Source organism: Sphingobacteriaceae bacterium, assembly GCA_002319075.1.
Lineage (GTDB): Bacteria > Bacteroidota > Bacteroidia > B-17B0 > Aurantibacillaceae > Aurantibacillus.
This window is the reverse complement of sequence record NVQB01000001.1, coordinates 1,763,703-1,785,777: the sequence shown is the minus strand read 5'-3', so window position 1 is coordinate 1,785,777 and position 22,075 is coordinate 1,763,703. Positions and strand designations below refer to the sequence as shown.

Sequence of the window (22,075 nt, the reverse complement as noted above, 5' to 3'; positions counted from 1 at the left end):
AAAGTCATTCTTAAATCCCAAAAATGAAAATAGAACTTGACCGAAGCGATAAAATTTCTGAAGTAATCTCTGCTCTTTTGCTTTTCGTTAATGCTTTACTGCTAATTTTAATTCTCCCCACTTTGCCTGATACCAATGGTCACTTTAATGAATTATCTACTGTAAACGGTTTTCATACTAAAAATGGATTTTGGGGCGCCTTTGCAATAGCTTTGCTTTTTTATATTTTGATGACTGTGGTTTCCTTTACCCCGGGATTATATAAATCGCGCATGACTAAAAATAATGTAAAAGAGCAATACAGGCTTACTTCAAAAATGGCCAGAAACATCAAGCCCTTTACTCTTCTGGCTTTCATTGTGATGACAATTTTTATGTTACAGTCTGCTAGGGGTAAATGGATTGATGAACAGCCTTTGCTCTTTTTAGTCTTTTTCGGACTACTAATTTCTCCTTGTCTCTACTACGCAGTCAAACTATCAAAAATACAATAACTATTTTTTTAAATTGCAAATGGTGTTGTAAGGGCAATATTCATGAGCCTTCTCGTCGTAAGTCTGAAAAAAAGGAATCTCACGGTTAAAAATGGATGCGATGAAATTTTTAAGTTCATTCTCAAAGTCTGTAAAAAACTGTAAAGTGAAAACAAAAGGTTTTTTATCGGTGCCGAGAATGTATTTTGGTTCTTCTAAAAATACTTTGAAAGGAACTATGCAGGGCATCAATTTTTCTGGAGCTGCTGCATGGTTTTTATAAAGTAGCCAGGCGTAGATAAAAAGTTGAAATTGTTTGTTGTAATTTTTATCCTGGAATAATTTTTCAAAACCATCAAACATAAATTTATCTGTGTCCTTTACAGAGCTTTTGTAATCGATAATTCTTACCTGTCCCTTAAAACTGTCCACGCGATCTATTTTTCCTTTAATGTAAAGTTTTGTAAGGTTTTCATTTACCGGGACTTCCAGCTCAGCTGAAAATTCTTTTTCAAGACTATGAAGACTGAGAAAATGATTTTGACTGGTGAGCGAATTAATAAATTTAATGTCGTTGTTGATCAGTTTTTTTACATAGACTTTAATTACCTCCTGCTGCAGAATGCTTTTTCCCACAGGTTCATTGTTATCAAAAAAAGAAATAAAACTTTCGTTGACGGCTTCATCGGCGATTTTTAATTTTTCAGCCAGATTACTGGCTTTGATAATCTGCCCGGTAAATTCTGTGTAGAGTTTTTCGAGACTTAAATGCAGAATAGAGCCAAAGGTGTTTGCTTCGGCGCTTTCTTCCACTTCTTTTGTTTCTTTTAAATGTGCGCCATAACGGTAGTAGAATTTCAAAGAACATTCTTTATAGGATATTAATCCAGAGGGAGAAAGTCCTCCAAAAAGCTCGTTGTTGCTGGCTTTATTAAGAATGGATCGAAGAACCTCTTCGTTTTTTTGAATGGTAATTATATTGGGAAGTTCTTCAGGAAAGTCCTTATAAGAGGCCACTTCTTCCGTCATAGAAATTTCCGGATTGTAATGTTTCATTTCCAATTGCAGCTGCGTTACAAAACGACTTTTTTCGCCTTTTCCAAAAGTATCGGTTTCACTATCATAGGTAATGGTAACGTCTTTTGCTTTTTGAAGGATACGGTAAAAGTGGTAGGCGTAGATCGCATCTTTTTCCAGATATAAAGGCAATCCAAAAGCACGTTTCAGATCATTCGGAATAAAAGAATTAATTGTCTTTCCCGAGGGCAGAACGCCTTCGTTCACATTCACTAAAATGATGTGATCAAAATCAAGGGTCCGTGTTTCCAAAACCCCCATTATCTGTAAACCACGTAATGGCTCACCGATAAAGGGCGCTGTAGAATTCCCAACAACCTGCGTGTACAATTGTTTAAAGGAGTGGATATCATGAAAATGCGGATAACGCGCGAGAATATCGTTGAGGCGGTTAAAGTTTTTTAGAATGATCTGTAAATATTCAAGCTCTAAATTGTTCTGATTATTTCTTTGTTGTTCTGAAAAGTAAGCAATGCTTGTTTTAAGAATTTCCTGGATTAAAGCACAAAGTTCTGTGATAGTAGGTACCGGTTGCAATAAAGCCTGGAGGTTGGAATAGTTTTCTCCTAATAGTTGCTGTAGATTTTTTTGAGAAATAAAAGAAAGATTTCTTGCCACCACTTCATTAGTAAGCGAAGGAACATTAATATTTATTTTTTTTGCTTTTATGTAATAGGAAAAAAGTGGTTGTCGCAAAAGGCCAATAAGATCGCTATGATATATAGTTTTGTAAACTTTCTTTTGTTTTTCAAAGTTGATCTGAATTTGAATCATCAGTTCAATAAAACTATAAGTCGAAGTGTATCTTAGCGGATACTCCATGGTTATATTCACATGCTCTACAGCTTCGGGCAGCTGCTGTAAGACGGGCCAAAGCAATTTTTCATTGGCTAATACCACGGCCACTTTATCTAACGGAATTTGTTGATCAATAAATCGTTGAATGGTTTGCTTTACAACCTGCGCTTGTCCGATTTGTTTTGGTACAGAAATAATTTTAATATCTTTTTTTTCTTTAAAATTATCCTGTATAAAAAAAGGTTCTCGTTCTTTAAACAAGTTAAAATTATTTCTTAAAAATAATCCAGCTTCCTGGTTGCGATTGTTTAAATAATAAATGTCTGCATCCCAGATCAGATCCGCTTTTTTTTGCTCAAAAAGTTTATAAAAAATTTTTAATTCAGCAGCATTAAGAGCATTAAATCCGCAGAATAACAGTTTATCAAATTGATTTACGAATGTATTTTTATCCTGGTTGAGAACAGATTGTTTGTAGGCAAGTCCCTGGTAGGCCCAGTTATTACTTAATAAATAAGCGGAAAAATGTTTATAGATGGCACCCAGACTATTCATAAATTGTAAATAGTTAGTTTGGTACTCACTGAGAGTTTCTTCGCCCAGGCTCCAGTTCTCGATTACTTTTATATCTTTTAAATTTTCGTAAAGTTGTTCCGAGTCGGCCAGGTAACGATCTATTTCATTAAAATCCTGTAGAATTAATTGTCCCCATTTTGCAAAGCTGTCAAAGGTTTCGGCGTTGGTGCCATAACACACTTTATAACTTTCGTAGAGATGACAAACCAGATCAATTTCTTCGAGCGTTCTGAGGCCGCTGAGTTCGGTAATCAATTCTTCAGCACTTATAATGGTTGGCAGCCAGATGGTTTTTCCGAAAGTCTGTGCTAAATGATTTTTCAGGAAAAGGGCCCCCCGTTTATTAGGCAAAACAATGCAGAGTTTTTCTACATTATCTTTGTACCTTTCGTGAATATACTCGGAGACTAATTTTAGAAACTCTTTTGCCATGAACCTTGAAGATATGCACTTTCCTGTTTACAGGAAGTATAAAAACAATAAGAGTTATTTTAAAATTATACACTCCCGTTTGTTTGAAGAGATTCAGATTATAGGAAGCAAAAAAATAATCAAACAAACAGAAGCAAAACTGTTTCCGGAAGTACTTTTTATCCAGGATATGCTGCTCCGCTATTCAGACATGGCTGATGAAATTAATGAGGAAGAATATCTGAAAGTCAGAAACTAGTTTTGAATGTCCTTAAAAGTATTTCCCTGCGAAAGATCGCCGGTTTCAAATCCTTTTTTAAACCAATAGGCCCTTTGAGCGGAAGTGCCATGTGTGAAAGCATCGGGAACAACACGGCCCGAACTCATTTTTTGTAAACGGTCGTCGCCAATAGCAGTGGCTGCATTCAGAGCTTCTTCAAGATCTCCAGGCTCCATTACATTTTTCATTTCCTGATTATAATGTGCCCAAACACCCGCATAAAAATCCGCCTGTAATTCTAAAGCAACCGATAATTTATTCGCCTGTTTTTTCGAAGCGGTTTGTTGCGCTTCATGAATTTTTTCACTGGTTCCCATTAAATACTGTATGTGATGTCCCACCTCATGGGCAATCACGTAGGCGTTTGCAAAATCACCCGCCGCACCAAAACGTTCTTTCAGTTCGTTAAAAAAAGCCAGATCGATGTACACTTTTTGATCACCCGGACAATAAAATGGTCCTGTTGCAGAGTTGGCTGAGCCGCAGGCAGACTCCGTAGAATTACTGAAAAGCACCAATTTAGGTTCCTGGTAAGTTCTGCCATTTTCTGAAAAAATTTTGTTCCATACATCTTCAGTATATCCCAGAACAACAGAAGAGAACGTTGCCATTTGGTCTTCTTCTGCATTATTAGTGGAAGTGACACCCTGTTCGCTTGTTTGAGGAGCATTGGTTTGAACTTGCCGTACCAACTCTCCGGCATCGTTTCCGAAAATAAAGTTGAATAACAGATAAAGGAGTGTAGCACCAATACCCCCACCTGCTATAAAGCCTCCCGTCGACATTCCGCGACGGTCTTCCACATTTCCGCTTTCACGTCCACCGAACCATTTCATGTTTTTTGTTTTAATTGTGAATTATAATTCCCGCAATTTAAATACCAGTTATTTCTTAAAGCCCTTAATTTCGCTAAAATCTTATTAAATTTGATGCTTATTAAATTATTATGGCACGTTTACGCATTAAAGACATTCTACAAACCACACCCACAGAGCAAACGATTACAGTTAAAGGCTGGGTACGCACATTTCGCAACAACTCATTCATAGCGTTGAACGATGGTTCTACCAATAATAATTTACAAATAGTAGTTGATTTCATCAATACTCCTGAAGAAATCTTAAAACGTATTACTACTGGTGCTGCAGTTAGCGCAACCGGTGCATTGATAGCCTCTCAGGGCAAAGGCCAAACTGTTGAATTGAAAGCCAGCTCCGTTGAGATCCTTGGAGATAGTGATGCTGAAAAATATCCGCTTCAACCTAAAAAACATAGCCTCGAATTCCTGCGCGAGATTGCACATCTACGTTTTCGTACCAATACTTTTGGAGCAGTATTTCGTGTAAGAAACACTTTAGCATTCGCAGTGCATAAATTTTTTAACGAAAAAGGATTTCTCTATATGCATACTCCTATCATTACTTCAAGTGATGCTGAAGGGGCGGGAGAGATGTTTCGCGTAACTAATTTTGATATTGCAAATCCTCCGAAAGACGAAAATGGTAATGTGGATTTTAAACAGGATTTTTTCGGTAAAGCAACAAACCTTACCGTATCTGGACAATTAGAAGGAGAGTTGGCAGCAATGGCTTTTAGCGATATTTACACTTTCGGTCCCACTTTCAGAGCCGAAAACAGTAATACAGCGCGTCACTTGGCAGAGTTCTGGATGATAGAGCCCGAAATGGCTTTCTGTGATTTGAACGACAACATGAATCTTGCTGAAGAAATGTTGCAGTACGTTATTAAATATGCTCTGGATAATAATCTGGAGGATATTCAGTTTTTAAGTCAACGTTTGGAGGAAGAGGAAAAACAAAAACCTCAGAATGAAAGAAGCGAGCTGACTCTATTAAACAAGCTGCAGTTTTGTCTTGATAATAAATTTGAGCGGGTTACCTATACTCAAGCCATTGAAATTCTTCGTGAAAGCAATCACAATAAGAAAAAGAAATTTCAATATTTGGTAGATAAGTGGGGAGTTGATCTTCAAAGCGAACACGAGCGTTATTTGGTAGAGAAGCATTTCAAAAAGCCAGTGATATTAATTGATTATCCGAAAGAAATAAAATCCTTCTACATGCGTCAAAACGACGATGGAAAAACGGTTGCGGCGATGGATATTCTATTTCCGGGTATCGGGGAAATAGTTGGCGGAAGTCAACGTGAAGAACGTCTGGAGAAATTGGAAACCAGAATGAGCGAAATTGGAATTCCAGCGGAAGAATTATCCTGGTATTTAGATACAAGAAGATTTGGTTCCTGCGAGCACGCTGGTTTCGGTCTTGGTTTCGAACGTCTGGTACTTTTCGTAAGCGGCATGACCAATATCCGCGATGTTATTCCATTTCCAAGAACGCCAAAAAACTGTGAGTTTTAAATCTTTAGTTCAAACACTAAACCTCTAAGGTGCACGAAGTCCACCTTACAGGTTCAGACTTAAGTATTTAAAAAAAATATGAGTGTTTCTAAGTGACCTCAGTGTGCCTGTGGTAAATGTTGGATGGCATAGGATTTGAGATTTTCATTTCAAAAAAAACGAAATGAAAAAACTACTACTTCTTCCCCTCATAGCCTTTATTTTTTTGTGTAGCTGTAAAAGCAGTTCTTTTACAACTCAGCGATACACTAAGTTGGGACACAAACACAGTTCTCCGAAAAATGAATTGCGCGCTTCAAAAAACAACCGTACCGTGGATGATGCAAAAAATGAGGAGGCTCTGGGAGTTAAATCGGAAAAATCAGAACAGCTTCTTATTCAGGCTTCAGCCTACTCACAAAGTGTAAAGTCGCCAGCTCAGGCAAAGCCTGTATTTCTTCCCAAACGGTTAATTAAGCCCCTGATAAACTCTGGAAATAAAGCTCTTACTGCGATTCAGTCAGATTACAAAACTACTAATTCTGTAAGCATAGATCAGCAAAAAACCTCTAAGCACAAACTCCAAAAGGCGGCGGGATTATTTGACACACTCTTTAAAATAGTTTTATTTGCCATTATTCTTGCCATCCTGGTGGCTATAATTATAATCCTTGTTCTTACTTAGGGCAATTATTTCCTCAAGTCGTTTTAGGATAGTTAACGGCAGATACGTTTCCTCAGTTTCTGCTCTGGCACAATATTAAGGGACTTGTTCTAAACACCGCTCCATGAAAAAACTAGTTTTACTAACGTCGGGTCTTGTTGGAATCCTGTTTATCAATTCCTGCACTACTCAAATGTATGTGTCTAATACAGTTAATGCGCCCTTGCTTAAAGAACGCGGCGAAATTCAATTATCCGCAACCGGTAATGATTTGCAGGCGGCTGTGGCGGTTGCTAAAAATGTCGGAATTATGGTCAACGGGTATTATCAAAACTATAAGGCAAGTAATAATTATCAACACGATGGTGTTTTAGGAGAAGCTGCTGTTGGATATTTTACTCCTTTGCTGGATAACCATTTTGTATTCGAAACCTTTGTTGGTGCAGGCGCCGGACGTGTTCACAAAAAAGAACAGTTTACCGATCAAAACGATAATAACTACATGGCGAGTTTTAATGCGCGTGCGGCTAAGGTTTTTGTTCAGCCCGACATTGGCTACAAGTCGCGCTTCTTTGACTTGGTAGCCAGCTCAAGATTTTCTTTTGTGAAATACAATAATTTCTCGCAAAACAATTATACGCAGCAACAACTGGCAGAAGACTATCTTGATAACAACAATTTAACGGGCCCACTTTTCATGTTCGCTGAACCGGCATTAACAGTTAGAGGTGGTTACAAATTTATTAAGCTTCAGTTTCAATATGGACTAACTATTAATATGACGGCAAATCAAATTCGTCATACCAATAATTTCTCTTCTTTAGGTTTGGTGATCGATATAGCCAGATGGTATAATCAATAACAGAACATATATAAACGGAAAAAAGCTGGCCCTACTAAAACCAGCTTTTTTCAGTTATAACACACACAAAACACCTGAAAGATGTTATCTTGAAATAGGTTAGTATCTAAGACTCTGTAAAAGTAAGACTTAGCTTGTTTAGAACCGGAGAGATTTTCGGGATGGAGAAAAAAAGTATATAAGTGGTCGGTTTTTTCGGTAACTGGCAAGAATGAGCTGAAAGTCTAAACTTTTTGCTAAAACTCCTTCACCAAACTATTCTCTACCAGAAAAATCCGGTGATCAATTTGTTTTTGATTGAGCAACACATTCATGCGGTCGGCATGTGTATCTGTAATAAAAACTTGTCCGAATTTATCGCTACTTACGAGTTCGAGTAATTTAGTAAAGCGCGCCTCATCTAATTTATCATAAACGTCGTCAAGCAACAACAAGGGCTTGGTGTTTTTTTGGTCTTTTATAAATTCAAACTGCGCCAGTTTTAAGGCTAATAAAAAAGATTTTTGCTGTCCCTGCGAAGCGTATTTTTTTAAGCTAAAAGTATCCAGCTTAAATTCGAGATCGTCTTTGTGCGGACCCACAGTGGTGTAGTGCACAGCTCTGTCTCTGCCTAAGGAAGTAAGAAGGCCGGTTTTAAAGTCCTTTTCTCCAAGGCTGTTTTCATAATGCAGCGCAACTTCTTCTTTACTTTCGCTTATAAACTTATAGTATGTATTAAAAAGTGGAATAAACTGTTTTAAAAATTCTTCGCGAATTTCAAGGATGCCTTTGCCATAGATAATAAGCTGTTCATCCCATATTTCAAGGGTTTCCGAGTCAAAACTCCTGCTTTCTGCAAAATGTTTTAGCAAGGCATTTCTTTGTTTTAAAACCTGGTTGTAAGAAATAAGTTTGTCGAGGTAGACTTTATCATACTGTGAAATAATACCATCTAAAAATTTACGACGCGCTTCACTACTTCCGTTAATCAGATCGGCATCACCGGGAGAGATCATTACCAGAGGAAACTGGCCAATGTGTTCACTTAGACGATCGTATTCTTTTTTGTTTTTTTTAAAGATCTTTTTTTGATTCCTTTTTATACCGCAATACACTTCACTTTCTTCACCTGTTTTGTTAAACTGCCCCTGAATCACAAAAAAACCTTCGGCGTGTTTTATGTTTTGACTATCTATGGTGTTGAAAAAACTTTTGCAGAAAGAAAGGTAGTAGATGGCGTCTAAAAGATTGGTCTTTCCCATGCCATTATTCCCCACAAAACAATTTATCTTTTCAGAAAATTTAGCCTCAAATTCAGAGTAATTTTTGAAATTTATAAGGGATAATTGCTTTAAAAACATGATTTTGTACAAAAATACGCTTATTTTTATCGCCCGGGGGGAGCTAAATTCTGTTTTAACAGAAAAAGTGCTATCTTCGCAGACTAATTTTTAAGTACAAATGGCTGATTTAAAAGAAGAAACTACGGTAGACAATAACGAAACTAATCCGGTAGAAGAAACTGTTGAAACTAAAAGACCAATTGACCCGAATTTACAAGGGATTCAATTGTTTTATGAGAAGAATAAAAAGATGGTTACCTATGTGGGTGGCGGCCTTTTATTGGTAATAGGCGTAATTTGCTTTTTTAAATTATACTATATCCCTGAACAGGAAAAAGAAGCGGTTAATGAAATCTTCTGGGCTGAGAGCCTTTTTGCAAAAGATAGTTTTAATGTAGCGCTTAAAGGTGGACCTCAGGTTATGTCTGCTGACGGGCAAAAACCAATGAAAGGTTTTTTACAAATCGCTGATGAATATAGCATTACAAAAACAGGAAGTCTTGCAAACTACTACGCGGGTATTTGTTACTTACGCACAGGAAAATTTGCAGAAGCCGTTGAGTCTTTAGGAAAATACAGCGGAAACGATGAAACTATTGCTCCGATTGCAATTGGCGCTATGGGCGATGCTTACATGGAAATGAATAATGTAGATGACGCTATTAAATATTATTCGAAAGCGGCTGATAAAAGTGAAAACATTTTTACAAGACCTTACTTTTTGAAAAAAGCTGCTTTTGCAAATGAGCAAAAAGGAAATTTTTCTGAAGCAACTAAAATTTACGAACGTATTCAAAAAGAATTTCCAAGATCTACTGAAGGTCAGGATATCGAAAAGTTTATTACCAGAGCTAAAGCAAAAGACGGTAAATAAATTAAAATATAATTTAATGAAAGCTCCGTTTAACGGAGCTTTTTTAGTTTAAAATAAAATGAGCAGTGTAAATAAAAATTTATCGTCAGTAGAAGGCAGCAAAATTCCTGATGCAAGTCCCTTTAAATTCGCAATTGTGTATTCGGAGTGGAATTATGAAATTACAAACGCTTTAAAAGAAGGAGCTTTAAAAACCCTTCTCGAAAACGGAGCGCTGGAAGAAAATATTTTGGTTAAAGAAGTGCCCGGGAGTTTTGAATTAACACTTGGAGCGCAATACATGGCGGAGTTTGCAAATGTAGACGCAGTGATTTGTTTAGGTTGTGTCATACAAGGCGAAACGCGTCATTTTGATTTTATTTGTGACGCTGTTGCAAAAGGAATAACGGATTTGAATATTAAATACAATATGCCATTTATTTTTGGCGTCTTAACTCCAGATAATCAACAACAGGCATTAGATAGAGCGGGTGGGAAGCATGGTAACAAAGGCGATGAAGCAGCGGTAACAGCTATTAAAATGCTCGGGCTAAAGAAGAGTTTCAGGTCTGGTACTTCGGTTGGGTTTTCGAGATAGTAGTCTTTCGAACTATTATCAGCTGGCTCTGGCATCCACTGGATGTTTATTCTTGATGAGGTAATTTTATAAAAAGAAAACCCCTTTTCAATGGAGAAGGGGTTTTCTTTTTTGTAACAAGAGTATTTTAATTTTCTCCCTTATCAAAGTTATAACCCTGGTTCATCAGCGAACCAAAATAATCTTTAAAGCTGGTGCCATCCACTAATTTATTTTTGCTTAAGAGAGAATGCTCAGCTAATCCGTGTAAAGCAAATTCCATAAGAGTGGTTTTTTCTGGGCCTTTTAATTTTGGATAATGTTTAGTTACCAATTCATCAAGACCATCAATCATAGTTAACGCAGCGTTATATACCTTGTCGGTTTCTTTATCTAACAAGTCAAGAATATTATTTTGAGCAAACCAGCCCACGATTTCTGAATATTCAGAACTTTCTTTTTTGCGTTTTAATTTTGCAGGATCTGGGAACAACTGCACAAATAAATTACGAATGGCCAGACTGATAAGATTCTGCGCTATCACGGCAGGCCCTTCCTGCTCTCCTTCATAAACCAATTCAATTTTACCGTTAATAGCCGGAATAGCACCATAAAGATCGCTGATCCTTGCAAAGCTATAAGGCTGATTGTTGGTTAAGAAGCGTAATTCAGCAGCGCTGATCATACTTTCGTAAGCGCTGATTGTTAAACGAGCACTCACACCACTTTTTGAATCTACAAATTCACTTGTTCTTGCTTCTATCGCAATTTGTTCAACAAGATTTTTCAGAATTTCGGGGATCTCAATTTTTTTCTGGTCTGAATTTAATTTTGCCTGATCTTGTGTGATTTGTTTAGAGTGCTCGATCGATTTAGGATAGTGTGTCAAAATTTGGGAACCAATTCTGTCTTTTAAAGGCGTAACAATACTGCCACGATTTGTATAATCTTCTGGATTTGCGGTAAAAACAAATTGAAGGTCTAATGGAATTCTTAAATTAAATCCACGAATCTGAACATCACCTTCCTGCAATATGTTGAATAGTGCCACTTGCAGACGCGCTTGTAGATCGGGCAATTCATTAATAACAAAAATAAAACGGTTACTTCTTGGAATTAAACCATAATGAATAACATTCTCATCAGAGAAAGATAATTTTAAATTAGCCGCTTTAATAGGGTCAAGGTCTCCAATCAAATCGGCAACACTCACATCCGGAGTCGCTAATTTTTCAGCAAAACGATCACTTCTGTGAATCCAGTTTATGGGCGTTGCGTCTTTTTTCTCAGCAATTAAATTTCTGGCAAAATTCGAGATAGGCTGCATAGGATCGTCGTTTAAAGGACTCCCGGCTATTACAGGAATATACTCATCAAGCAAATTTACCAGCTGCCGGGCCATTTTCGTTTTAGCCTGACCTCTTAATCCAAGAAATAATATGTTGTGGCGACTTAAAATTGCTCTTTGCAATTCGGGTATAACGGTTTCTTCATAACCGAAAATGCCTTCAAAAATTTCTTCCTTATTTTTTAATCTTTTAATCAGGTTTTCGCGCAATTCGTCTTTAATGCTTAAAAATTTATATCCCGATTTTTTTAATTCTCCTAATGTTTTTATGGAAGGTTGACTCATGGTTTATTTCGCGTTTTATATTTCGTGTTGCTAAGAGTAGTATCTCTTATTACAGCTCAATTAATTATATTTTTTTACTCTTTTTATTCGTGTAATCTCTGAAGATCATTTCGCCCAAGCCTTTAAGACCTGTAAAATAGGCCTTTCCCTGATTTGCTTCTGTAAATTCATCGATAAAGCTTTTCAGGTAATTATCGCGCGCCACCATAAAAGTTGTTATCTCAATTTTACTCCTTTTGCAGGCCGCCGCTAACGTCAGGCATTTATTTACAATGCGTCGATCGAGTCCGTTACTGTTTTTATAATACTGTCCATTTTCTTTTATGCAGGATGGTTTACCATCAGTGATCATAAAAATATGTTTGTTGGTGGCTTTTTTCTTGCGGAGAATAGACATGGCAAGCTCTAGTCCAGCAACGGTATTGGTATGATAAGGGCCTACTTGTAAATAAGGTAAGTCCTTTAATTGTATTGGCCAGGCATCATCACCAAACACAATAATATCAAGACTATCTTTGGGATAGTTTCTTTTTACCATTTCAGCCATAGCCATTGCAACCATTTTTGCTGGTGTAATGCGGTCTTCACCATAAAGAATCATACTGTGACTGATGTCGATCATAAGCACAGTAGCAGTTTGAGTTTTAAATTCCTGTTCGCCAACAAGAAGGTCGTTTTCTGTCAGGCGAAAATCATCCAATCCGTGATTGATCTGTGCTTGCTTAAGCGATTCAATCATAGCGATGCTTTGAGGTGAATCTCCAAACTCGTACGCTCTAAGATCCATACTGGTCTCTTCGCCGTTTTTTCCGGTAAACTTTGTTTTGTGATTTCCCGACGCGCCCTTTTTTAATTTTCCGAAGATATGTTCGAGTGCATTGTTGCGGATGGCTTGTTCAGTTTTTGGAGTGATGGATAAACCACCTGTTCCATCTTTTTTTTCTTTGAGATAACCTCTTTTTTTAAGGTCGTTTACAAAGTCTTCAAGAGTATACTCGGGGTTTGTGAGTTCATATTCTTTATCGAGTTCTTTAAACCAGTCGAGCGCCTCTTCCACGTCACCACTGGTGTGTGTTATAAGTTGTTTGAAGATCTTAAAAAGCTCATCGAACTTTGATTTGGGATCTGCAAGAAAATTTTTAAATCTGAATCCTGACACGGTTATAAAACAATTTTGGAGTTATAAAGTTCAGTAAAAATGGAGGAAACTAATGTTAATTAAAACAAATTAGAATCTCATTTTTTGGGCAGATGGATGAAGTCACCTATAATGGTGCTTGTACTGCCGCCGCCACTGAGGTTGCAGGTAAAACTGCCGGAAACGCTTGTGCCTGTATTTTCTGAGATAACAACTGATCCTGAAGTTGCGTTCAAGGTGGTGGTAGTGCTTGTGTATTCTAAAGTTACACCGTTGGAAGGTGCAATTGTGTGATTTCCAGTATTCAGATCTGAAAGATTAATGTCTACACTCATGCCGTTTGTTTTAGAAGCATAGATATTACTGAACTGAGAAACAAAATAAGAGTCATCAGCTGTAACTAAAGTACTACCGCTAAGCGTCCAGGTAAATTTTGGAGTGGTTGCTGCTGGTGTATCGGGTGTTTCGTCGGCCGGCTCATCCGGATCTTTTGCACATCCTGAAAAAGTGATGGCTATCGGAATGAGAAATAAAATAACAATGCTCGCGTATTTAAAAATGGGATGCTTCATCATAAGTGCTACCTGAAAAGATATTTAAATGTATGAATTTTAAATAAATGTTAGGTAACTAAAAGATCAATTTTCAACCTGTATTTCGTAACGTTGCAACAGACCGGGTAAACTGCGCAGAGCGAATTTCGCTTTCTTAATTTTATTCAATTCCGGATCAATAGTAAAGTTGACTGAGGTGCTAAGATCTAATCCGGAAAGATTTGTTCCTGAAAAAAGGGCCTCGTAAAAATCGCAATTGGAAACAGTACATTTCGAAAGATCGGCCTGTGTGAAATTAGCGCCATGAATTTTAGAATTTTTAAAACTGCTTTTATTGAGTTTCTTTTTATCAAAAGAACTGTAATCTAAATTGCAATTGTCAAAATGAATTTCAAATGCAAAATCCTTAGCGCCAGAGAAATTAACCCCAAGAAGTTTGCAGTCTTTATACAGGCAATTTTGTAAGATACTCTGGTGTGTTTTTAAATTACTAAAATTGCAATTTCTGAAAATGCAGTCTCTAAAAATTAAGTTTGAGAGATCAGGAAAAATACAGGAAATGAATTCACAATATTCAAACTCTTTGCGAAAACTATGTTCAGTGGAAAAATCAATGTTCTTAAAAAGTTCTTGTGGTTGAGGTATTTTGGACATAGTATTATTCAGCAATTGTTTTTACAACGCTTCCATCCGAAAAATAAATAAGCTTTACACCTGTGTAAGTATCATTTACTTCTCTGCCAAGCAAATCCAGTGTCTTTAACACTTTAGCCTCGCCGGAAGCAGAATTGTCGACAAAAATAGATTTAAACTTTTTATTTTGTCCATCAAAATCAGTTTGCTTTAGTCGATAATAGTTCACTATTTTTTCGGGCTCATTTATAAAAGTTGAATAGTCTCTGCGTGAACTTGTAGTACCGGCGCCATAAACTTTTTTTACTTCGGTCCAATTCTCTCCGTCGCTGCTGTGTTCAATAGTAAAATAATTGTTATTGCTCTCTGTGGCTGTAGCCCACTTTAGAATGTTTTTTTGGCCATTCGAATAACCGCTAAAAGACAAAAGTTCAACAGGAAGCACTGCGGCGCAGGTAAGGTTTTGATAAATGAAATTATCAAGGTTCGGAACGTTATTACCGGCGCCATCCATATCCTGACCAATAACCATACTTCCATCACCTGACCAATAAAGATTTTGATTAGGAGTAAGTGTTGGACTCGTCCATACGCTAACATTATCCACATACATTTGTCCTGTTCCTGAACAATTGTCGTAAGTGAAACGGTAATTGCGAAAAGTGTTATCCTGCGGTATAGCGACATTACTTGAAGTAACTGTTGTTACAACGGTTCCTGTTACTACTCTGTAGGTCATTCTAAAGTTAGCAGCGCCATTGTTGGAAGAAAAAGTGGTCCTTTTAAACATCGTGGCCACAGATTCATTTCTTCTGTAATCAATGCTCACATCAAGACTTGGTATGTCAAAAACATTTCCGGTGTTGGGAACGGTGAGATTTATATCGGTGTTGGGTGAGCCTGGATTTAAACCATTTGTGGCTCCAACTCCGCCTGTACTTGAAGTGGCGCTACTTCCGGCAGAAGTAGCGGTAGGCCCAACGACTGACATTAAGACCGGGTTAGAATTCCAATTGAATTGACTTACAATTTGAGATTTAACAGGAAAAAATAAAATCAGACTGCTACTGAAGTATAGAAAACGTAAAAATTTCACAACGCTAAAATATGACTATTTTAACGTATTGATAAACTTTGAGGTTGCACTTAAGAGTATTTTCACGAGCAGCTGGAGGTGAATAAATGAAAAACAAGGTAAAAACAGAAAACATAAATTTAATTTTCTTTTAAACCGCGTACGCAAGGGAAACTGGATCAATCAGGGTTGCTTTTTTAATGCCGTCGTATTGGGCAATAAAATGGTAAGGAGTTTTTTGAATGGTGTTTGTTTCCAGGAAAAATCTAAAATCAAAACTAATTTCAATGATAGCGTACCTGAACTTATGATGGTTCAGAGCTAATTTTTCAATAACTCTGTTTTTTTCTGATTTAGAAATTTCTTCCAAAAACAGAATCTGTGGTTTTACTTTAAAATGAAGGTAATAGTCAATTGCGAGTAATTGTTTTAAAACAATATCATTTGGATATTCTTTTTCTACAAACGCAGTAGCTATTTCAAAAACATCATTCATCGAATACTTGTGGTATTCGCGAAGTGTGCCAAAATATTTTCCTAAACCCAGCAGAAAATCAAAAATGCTATAATGTGCTGAGACATATTTTAAAGTATTAACAGCCTTTTTGCTATTCCAGTAAATTTCGAGTGCGTTTTCGAGTTTTACAATATCGGCTAATTGTTCTTTGGATAAGTATTTGCTTTCAATAATTTGATAAGGTGGCAGAGGATCGTAGACAAACTGATGCTGTTCTTTGTTACGCATTGTTGTGCCTTTTAAAAATTTCAGAAATCCCAACTGCATTTCAGGCGCAAAGAGTTTAAAAGTTTCTTCAATACTGTATTTAATATCTTCCCAATAATCCAGAGGCAGGCCAACAATCAGGTCAAGATGCATTTCAACCTTATAGTCTAACTGCTTGATAATACTTTTTGTTTTTTCAAAACTTTGTTTGCGACTCACCTCGAGATTGGCTTTTTGATTTACGGTTTGTATGCCGATCTCAAAACGAAAAAGATCTTTCGGAACATTTTCATGAATAAATTTGATGATATCTGGATGAAGAATATCAGCGGTTATTTCAAACTGAAAAACATTTTCATGACGGTAATGTTCCAGAATAAATTTGAAGATATCAATGGTAAAATCCCGTTTAATATTAAAAGTGCGATCTAGAAACTTTATGACTTTACCATTTTGCATCATGTGCAAAAGTGTAGCTTTTATACTGGCATCGGGCAAATAACGTACTTTGTTGTCGAGACTCGCTAAACAAAATTCACATTTGTAAGGACAGCCGCGGGAGGTTTCTATGTAAAGAACTTTATTTGCAAGCTCTTCAGGGTTATCAAAGCGGTAAGGCATGCTTTCTGCAAAATTCTTCAGATCAAACATGGGAGCGCTTGGATTTGCAAGTACTTTGTCTTCAGCTTTATAAATCAGGTTAGGAACCTGCGAAATATTTGGGTAAGATTCTAAAAATGAAGCAAAAGCAGTTTCGCCTTCGCCAGCAATTATAAAGTCAACATGATCTAGTGCTATAACCGCATCGTATTCATAACTTACTTCAGGTCCGCCCAATAAAATTTTTGTTTCCGGGTTCAGCAGTTTTATTTTTTGCGCTACTTCAAGTGTTTGCGTGATGTTCCATATGTAACAACTGAATGCAACTACATCAAACTTGCTGCACCATTCTGCTACTTCCTCTTTAGGTTCTTTGATGGTAAATTCTTTCCACTCCAGTCCTTCCTTGTTCTGGTTTAATTCATACAATAAACGAATAGCTAAATTCGTGTGAATGTATTTGGCATTTAGTGTGGTAAGTAGTACGCGCATGGCCGGCAAAGATACGCTTTTGTTCGGTGTTTCTACGCCAAAGTCATGGTCTTTTTTAAAGGAACCGGATAACGTCTCTTAGTAAAATTTAAGTAGATTTGACACTTAACTTTTAGATCTGTGTATTTTTATCCCCTAAATTTTATAAGATTTGTACTGGCCGTAAGTGTAATTCTCTTCCACTACGGCGTGGCTTATTATCCATTTAATCTTCCTGTTTTAAAAACACTTATAGTAAACAGCAGTTTTCGTGTTTCCTTCTTTTTCTTTATTTCAGGTTTTGTAATGTGCATGGTTTATGCCAGGCAGGTTGCAGGTTTAACGGCAAAGTTTTTTTACAGACGCCGCCTCACCCGAATTTTTCCTTTATACTGGTTGGCATTTGTGTGGACGCTTCTGGTAGTGATTTTTATTAAAGATGCCTCTCCAAAAGGATTGAATATACTCCTTCATGCTTTTGGTCTGCAGAGCCTGAATCCTGGTCATGTATTAGATTTAAATTATCCCACCTGGTCTATTTCGGTAGAACTTATTTTTTATCTCGTATTTCCATTTCTTTTAAAATGGATGATGTCTGTGAAATTAGAAAAGCTAATGATCGTTACCCTGATTACCTGGTTCTTGCAATCTCTTCAACATTTTCTTTTTGTAAAATATGTCTATAATGCAACAAAAATTTCGGAGGAGTTTATAAGCAGTTTTCCCCTGTGGCATTTGTCAACTTTCTTTTTCGGAATGACGGCAGCGAGATTTGTCGCAATTAATAAATATGAAAGGTTTATAAGTAAGTACACTCTGCTTATGCTGTTACTGGGCATATTGATCATGGCGTACATTATTTTTATTCCGAATCCTTTTTTAAAGTATGTGCATAACGGGTTGCTTTGTCCGGTATTTATGCTTTTGATAGTTGCACTTTATTACGATAAATCAGTCGTTCATAAAATACTTTCCTACAAGCACGTGAGTAATTTTGGAAATCTGAGTTACGGATTATTTATTTTTCAATACCCTGTGTGGGTTGTCAGTGCTAGGATAGCAGGAGAGCCTTTTGTAAAATCAAATTGGTTTTTCCTGATTTATTTTTTTGTACTTCTCTGTGTAGCCAAACTTATCAATAGCATTTTTGAAAAGCCTATGCTGAAATGGCTTCGTAAAGAATAAGTTAATTTTTAACCGGGTTGTTTTTCAAAAATCCGCGGCCTTTTCGATAGATCCATCTTCCGATAACAGTAAGTAATAACGGAAAAATAACGCTGCCAATTGTATAGCCCATACTCTCAGTGCTTGATCCCATGCTGGTATAAGTGTCAAAGGCTCTTATAAGAATCAGGATAGAGAAAATGATAAGAATACTTCCTGCAGCAATTAATAAAAATCCGGTTAACTTTTTCATGCCCCAAGATAAGCAACAATTTTCGTGAACGAGGTGAGTGATTATTTCTTATCTTTAAATAATCTCATTTTTGGTATGAATATTAAATCTTTGGCATGAAAAAAATAAGTGCCCTTCTTCTTTGGCTGTGCATTTTTAAAATGAATGCGCAGCTTCCTGCATATGTACCAACCGTTGGTTTGACCGGTTTTTGGGTATTTAACGGCAATGCGAATGATGTTAGTGGCAATGGAAACCATGGAACGGTAAATGGAGCTTCGCAGACAAGTGATCGGTTTTCAAGTGCTAATACAGCCTATAATTTTAACGGGTCATCGGATTATATTTCTACAAATTATGCGGGTATTCTGGGCACAAACGCACGCGCAGTATCATTTTGGGCACGAACCACCGATTCTATTGCGGGTATGACAGCAGTCGCCTGGGGCGACAATCAATTCAATCCAAATGCGGGTAAACGTTTCGACTGCGGTTTTAACTACCAGGTAGCTGGGGTAACGATTGGTGGTGCAGATTGTGCAATGACCTATGAAGGACATAATTACGAATTTGACGATGTATGGCATCATTACATTTTTCAATGTAACACCACAACTTTAAGTTCGGTGGAAATATATCAGGATGGTGTTTTGCTTACCACTGTGTTGCATTCCTTTATGCCTGCAACTGTATTAAGCACGGTCAATAACTTTAATGTGCATTTCGGGAAGATTGTCTATACACCCGCACCGAGTTTTTTTCACGGCGGACTGGATGATATTGGTATTTGGGACAGAACGCTTACACCTTGTGAGATTCAGCAATTGTATACTTCCAGCGGTAACAGTTCAGGAACTTTGTCGGCTATTTCCTCCATGAGTACAATTTGCTCGGGAAGTTCGGCAACGCTTACTGCTAATGGTATTGGGCCCTATACCTGGAATCCTGGCGGAGCAACAACGGCTTCTGTTGTAGTTAACCCTTCAAGTACTACAATATATACTGTAAGTTCTCCCTGCGCTTCTCAGGCAACTGTTGCCCTCATAGTAAGTCCAACCCCTACTATGGGTGCAAGCATTAATCCGCCAAGTATTTGTGCAGGTAGTCAAGCTACATTGACTGCAACAGGCGCCATTACATATACCTGGGTTGGCTTCGGTTCTACGGCATCTGTAGTTATTAGCCCAACAGCTCAAACAACTTATACGGTATACGGTTCTAATGGCGCATGTAGTTCAACTTTAATAAGGGTGCAAAATGTTTTACCCACGCCAACTTTATTCATTTCAAGCTCCGATACAACTATCTGTGGTGGAAGTACGGTAACTATAAGCGCCAATGGTGCAAATAGCTATACATGGCTCCCCGGAGGCACCCAGGGGCCCAACATTACAGTGAGCCCGGTTGTAACAACAATCTATACGGTTACCGGAAGTAATTCATCTGGATGTACTTCTTCAGAAACGTGGACCATTTTTTTGGGTACAACACAACCTCTACTTGCGTCCGTTACGCCAACTATTTTATGTCCTGGTACCACCTGCACTCTTAGCGCTTCGGGTGCTAATACCTATACCTGGTTGCCGCTTAATAGTACCGGTGCAAGTGTTACTGATAACCCTGCTGCATCCACGACATATACTGTACTGGGAGAGAGCGGATCCTGTCTTTCAAGCGCTACCGTAGCTGTAAAAGTTGGATTTGATATTACTTTAAGTGCTTCAGGAAATCTTTGTAACAATACCAGCGTAGATCTTACTTATTCGCCTGCGTCGCCCGCCAATACAGTCAGCTGGACTGGCCCGGGAATTTCCGGCAGTTCAAATTCTCCCATTCAAAATGTCACGCTTCCCGGAATTTATTCTGTTGTTGTTACCAATACAAATACGGGTTGCACGGCAACAGCGAGTATAGCTATAACAAGCGTATTAAGTCCCCTGGACTTCAGCATCACCCCTTCTTCAACACTAACTTGCTTTCCGGGGCCGCCTGTTACTTTACTTGTCAGTTCATCTGCAAATTATAACTGGTTGCCTGCAGCTGAAGTATCGCCAAATTCGGGACCCTTAGTTTCTGTTAGCCCAAGTATCACAACGACCTACATTGCGGTTGCACAACTTGGAGCCTGCACTGGAACAGCGGCGGTAACAATTTCTGTGAATATCACACCTACCGTCACTGCAGTAAGTTCTAGTGCAACACTTTGTGCCGGAAAAAGCCTGACTCTAACTGCGAATGGTGCTACAGAGTACTTTTGGCTTCCAGGAGATTTAAGCGGCCCTTCGCTTACCGTTAGCCCGTTTGCAACTACAGCTTATACAGTAACAGGAGCGAATGGAAACTGCACCTCTTCTTTTACAGTTCCTGTAACTGTTTTTCCATCCCCGCAATTGCTCACTACAGCTTCACCCGCCACCATTTGCTTAGGGTTTAGCTCTACACTTGCAGTTGTTGGTGCTCCGGTTCTCACATGGCTTACACTTAACAATCCAGCTCCTTCAAACACCATTAATGTATCCCCATTAACGAGTGTTACTTATTCTGCTATCGGAACAAATTCTTTTGGTTGTTCTTCCATTGCAACGGTTCAGGTAAACGTTATACAGAGCCCTGTACTTACCGCCACGAGTTCGAGTTCTGAAATTTGTGCGGGAGAATCAATTACGCTTACAGCTTCAGGTTCTTCCAATTATACCTGGACGCCTGGAAATGAGTTTGCGCCCAGCATAGTGGTAAGTCCTACAAGTTCTGTAACTTATACTGTTGTGAGTGATAATCCCGCCTGCAGCAATGCCAGTGTAAATGTTATTGTGAATCTTTGCGTGAATCTTTCTTTAGGTATAACCAATGCAGCAGAAACACCAGAACAATTTTCCGGAGAGTTTTACCGTATTCGCTTTATTGTAACTGCAGGGAATAGTTCTTCTTCAGATCTTATTAATGTTAACTTAACTAATGATCTTACTGCAACATTTAATTCACCCGTGTCCTATACAGTTATCGATGCCCCCACACTCCTCTCAAAAAACTCTTTATTAACGGTTAATTCTTTATTTAATGGAAGTTCAGAAACGAATTTAGTTTCTCCTTCTGCAAGCACGCTTTCAGCAAACAAAAGAGATACAATTGGTTTTACAGTTTTAGTCCGCCCGAATGGCTTTTCAGGGATATTAAGGAGTTCAGTTCTTGGTTTCGCTACTGATAAAATTAATTTAATTACCAGAGACAGTTCTAACAACGGTTTTGCATGGGATCCTGATAACGATGGCGATCCTACCAACAATAACATGCCCACACCTATAGAATTAGAACCCATTGAGTTTTTTATTCCGGAAGGTTTTTCTCCGGATGATGATGGAAGAAATGATTTGTTTGTAATAAAAGGCCTCAACGGACGAACAGCTAAACTCACTATTTTCAACCGCTGGGGAACGAAAGTCTTTACCAAAGAGGGAAGTGAATTAATCTGGGATGGAAAAGCAAATGTAAATGCCTGGGGACATGATAAATTACCACCTTCAACTTATTACTACATTTTCGAATTTTCGGAAAGACGTAGTAAAATACTTACTGGATTTATTGTTGTAAAATATTAGTGA

The 22,075-nt window shown here is 37.7% G+C and carries 19 protein-coding genes; 9 read left to right on the top strand and 10 right to left on the bottom strand.

Annotated features, from left to right (window positions below; genetic code table 11):
• The first annotated feature begins 23 nt into the window (after positions 1–23).
• Complete coding sequence (locus CNR22_07915; protein ID PBQ31697.1) at positions 24–494, top strand: hypothetical protein; 471 nt, start codon at positions 24–26, stop codon at positions 492–494.
• On the opposite strand, the gene CNR22_07910 is transcribed toward CNR22_07915, so the two are convergent.
• Positions 495–3,356: a hypothetical protein gene (locus CNR22_07910; GenBank protein PBQ31696.1), complete on the bottom strand. Its 2,862-nt coding sequence runs from the start codon at positions 3,354–3,356 to the stop codon at positions 495–497.
• Here CNR22_07910 and CNR22_07905 point away from each other — a divergent pair.
• Positions 3,355–3,594, top strand: coding sequence for a hypothetical protein (locus tag CNR22_07905; GenBank protein PBQ31695.1), 240 nt, complete (start codon positions 3,355–3,357; stop codon positions 3,592–3,594). The genes CNR22_07910 and CNR22_07905 overlap by 2 nt on opposite strands.
• Here CNR22_07905 and CNR22_07900 read toward each other — a convergent pair.
• Positions 3,591–4,451: a metalloprotease gene (locus CNR22_07900; protein PBQ31694.1), complete on the bottom strand. Its 861-nt coding sequence runs from the start codon at positions 4,449–4,451 to the stop codon at positions 3,591–3,593. The genes CNR22_07905 and CNR22_07900 overlap by 4 nt on opposite strands.
• 107 nt (positions 4,452–4,558) lie before the next feature.
• Here CNR22_07900 and CNR22_07895 point away from each other — a divergent pair, with 107 nt between their 5' ends.
• The 3 genes from CNR22_07895 (at position 4,559) to CNR22_07885 (ending at position 7,500) form a co-directional block, all read left to right on the top strand.
• Positions 4,559–5,995, top strand: coding sequence for an asparagine--tRNA ligase (locus CNR22_07895; protein ID PBQ31693.1), 1,437 nt, complete (start codon positions 4,559–4,561; stop codon positions 5,993–5,995).
• Positions 5,996–6,158: 163 nt separating this feature from the next.
• Positions 6,159–6,659, top strand: a complete 501-nt coding sequence (locus CNR22_07890) for a hypothetical protein (GenBank protein ID PBQ31692.1) — start codon at positions 6,159–6,161, stop codon at positions 6,657–6,659.
• 172 nt (positions 6,660–6,831) lie between these two features.
• Positions 6,832–7,500, top strand: a complete 669-nt coding sequence (locus CNR22_07885) for a hypothetical protein (protein ID PBQ31691.1) — start codon at positions 6,832–6,834, stop codon at positions 7,498–7,500.
• Positions 7,501–7,736: 236 nt separating this feature from the next.
• Here CNR22_07885 and CNR22_07880 read toward each other — a convergent pair whose 3' ends face one another.
• Positions 7,737–8,840 carry a DNA replication/repair protein RecF gene (locus tag CNR22_07880; GenBank protein ID PBQ31690.1) on the bottom strand — a complete coding sequence of 368 codons (1,104 nt, stop codon included), beginning with the start codon at positions 8,838–8,840 and terminating at the stop codon, positions 7,737–7,739.
• A gap of 100 nt (positions 8,841–8,940) precedes the next feature.
• On the opposite strand from CNR22_07880, the gene CNR22_07875 reads away from it, so the two are divergent.
• Positions 8,941–9,696: a tetratricopeptide repeat protein gene (locus CNR22_07875; GenBank protein ID PBQ31689.1), complete on the top strand. Its 756-nt coding sequence runs from the start codon at positions 8,941–8,943 to the stop codon at positions 9,694–9,696.
• Between the two features lie 58 nt (positions 9,697–9,754).
• Positions 9,755–10,273 (top strand): 6,7-dimethyl-8-ribityllumazine synthase, encoded by a 519-nt coding sequence (locus CNR22_07870; protein PBQ31688.1) that lies wholly within the window; start codon positions 9,755–9,757, stop codon positions 10,271–10,273.
• A gap of 127 nt (positions 10,274–10,400) precedes the next feature.
• On the opposite strand, the gene CNR22_07865 is transcribed toward CNR22_07870, so the two are convergent.
• The 6 genes from CNR22_07865 to CNR22_07840 form a co-directional block, all read right to left on the bottom strand.
• Positions 10,401–11,885, bottom strand: a complete 1,485-nt coding sequence (locus CNR22_07865) for a magnesium chelatase (GenBank protein ID PBQ31687.1) — start codon at positions 11,883–11,885, stop codon at positions 10,401–10,403.
• Between the two features lie 64 nt (positions 11,886–11,949).
• Positions 11,950–13,050: a hypothetical protein gene (locus CNR22_07860; protein ID PBQ31686.1), complete on the bottom strand. Its 1,101-nt coding sequence runs from the start codon at positions 13,048–13,050 to the stop codon at positions 11,950–11,952.
• A gap of 71 nt (positions 13,051–13,121) precedes the next feature.
• A complete protein-coding gene (locus CNR22_07855) occupies positions 13,122–13,595 on the bottom strand; it encodes a hypothetical protein (protein ID PBQ31685.1) in 474 nt (157 codons plus the stop codon).
• A gap of 66 nt (positions 13,596–13,661) precedes the next feature.
• Positions 13,662–14,246, bottom strand: a complete 585-nt coding sequence (locus CNR22_07850; protein PBQ31684.1) for a hypothetical protein — start codon at positions 14,244–14,246, stop codon at positions 13,662–13,664.
• The gene (locus CNR22_07845) at positions 14,236–15,201 is read right to left on the bottom strand and encodes a hypothetical protein (GenBank protein ID PBQ31683.1); all 966 of its coding nucleotides are present in this window, start codon (positions 15,199–15,201) and stop codon (positions 14,236–14,238) included. Before CNR22_07845 ends, CNR22_07850 begins: the two co-directional genes overlap by 11 nt.
• Before the next feature lie 235 nt (positions 15,202–15,436).
• Positions 15,437–17,101 (bottom strand): B12-binding domain-containing radical SAM protein, encoded by a 1,665-nt coding sequence (locus CNR22_07840; protein ID PBQ31682.1) that lies wholly within the window; start codon positions 17,099–17,101, stop codon positions 15,437–15,439.
• A gap of 120 nt (positions 17,102–17,221) precedes the next feature.
• Between CNR22_07840 and CNR22_07835 the strand changes: the two genes are divergently transcribed.
• Positions 17,222–18,265: a hypothetical protein gene (locus tag CNR22_07835; protein ID PBQ31681.1), complete on the top strand. Its 1,044-nt coding sequence runs from the start codon at positions 17,222–17,224 to the stop codon at positions 18,263–18,265.
• A 1-nt stretch (position 18,266) separates the two neighbouring features.
• Here the strand turns inward: CNR22_07835 and CNR22_07830 are convergent, their stop codons facing one another.
• Positions 18,267–18,497 carry a hypothetical protein gene (locus CNR22_07830; GenBank protein ID PBQ31680.1) on the bottom strand — a complete coding sequence of 77 codons (231 nt, stop codon included), beginning with the start codon at positions 18,495–18,497 and terminating at the stop codon, positions 18,267–18,269.
• Between the two features lie 95 nt (positions 18,498–18,592).
• Here CNR22_07830 and CNR22_07825 point away from each other — a divergent pair, with 95 nt between their 5' ends.
• Positions 18,593–22,072: a hypothetical protein gene (locus tag CNR22_07825; protein PBQ31679.1), complete on the top strand. Its 3,480-nt coding sequence runs from the start codon at positions 18,593–18,595 to the stop codon at positions 22,070–22,072.
• The last annotated feature ends 3 nt before the right edge of the window (positions 22,073–22,075 follow it).

Excerpts from the sequence above, each read along its gene's own strand:
- CNR22_07915 (PBQ31697.1), top strand. The coding sequence starts at position 24 with ATGAAAATAGAACTTGACCGAAGCGATAAAATTTCTGAAGTAATCTCT.
- CNR22_07905 (PBQ31695.1), top strand. The coding sequence starts at position 3,355 with ATGAACCTTGAAGATATGCACTTTCCTGTTTACAGGAAGTATAAAAAC.
- CNR22_07910 (PBQ31696.1), bottom strand. The coding sequence starts at position 3,356 with ATGGCAAAAGAGTTTCTAAAATTAGTCTCCGAGTATATTCACGAAAGG.
- CNR22_07900 (PBQ31694.1), bottom strand. The coding sequence starts at position 4,451 with ATGAAATGGTTCGGTGGACGTGAAAGCGGAAATGTGGAAGACCGTCGC.
- CNR22_07890 (PBQ31692.1), top strand. The coding sequence starts at position 6,159 with ATGAAAAAACTACTACTTCTTCCCCTCATAGCCTTTATTTTTTTGTGT.
- CNR22_07885 (PBQ31691.1), top strand. The coding sequence starts at position 6,832 with ATGTATGTGTCTAATACAGTTAATGCGCCCTTGCTTAAAGAACGCGGC.
- CNR22_07880 (PBQ31690.1), bottom strand. The coding sequence starts at position 8,840 with ATGTTTTTAAAGCAATTATCCCTTATAAATTTCAAAAATTACTCTGAA.
- CNR22_07875 (PBQ31689.1), top strand. The coding sequence starts at position 8,941 with ATGGCTGATTTAAAAGAAGAAACTACGGTAGACAATAACGAAACTAAT.
- CNR22_07870 (PBQ31688.1), top strand. The coding sequence starts at position 9,755 with ATGAGCAGTGTAAATAAAAATTTATCGTCAGTAGAAGGCAGCAAAATT.
- CNR22_07865 (PBQ31687.1), bottom strand. The coding sequence starts at position 11,885 with ATGAGTCAACCTTCCATAAAAACATTAGGAGAATTAAAAAAATCGGGA.
- CNR22_07855 (PBQ31685.1), bottom strand. The coding sequence starts at position 13,595 with ATGAAGCATCCCATTTTTAAATACGCGAGCATTGTTATTTTATTTCTC.
- CNR22_07845 (PBQ31683.1), bottom strand. The coding sequence starts at position 15,201 with ATGTCAGTCGTTGGGCCTACCGCTACTTCTGCCGGAAGTAGCGCCACT.
- CNR22_07840 (PBQ31682.1), bottom strand. The coding sequence starts at position 17,101 with ATGCGCGTACTACTTACCACACTAAATGCCAAATACATTCACACGAAT.
- CNR22_07830 (PBQ31680.1), bottom strand. The coding sequence starts at position 18,497 with ATGAAAAAGTTAACCGGATTTTTATTAATTGCTGCAGGAAGTATTCTT.
- CNR22_07825 (PBQ31679.1), top strand. The coding sequence starts at position 18,593 with ATGAAAAAAATAAGTGCCCTTCTTCTTTGGCTGTGCATTTTTAAAATG.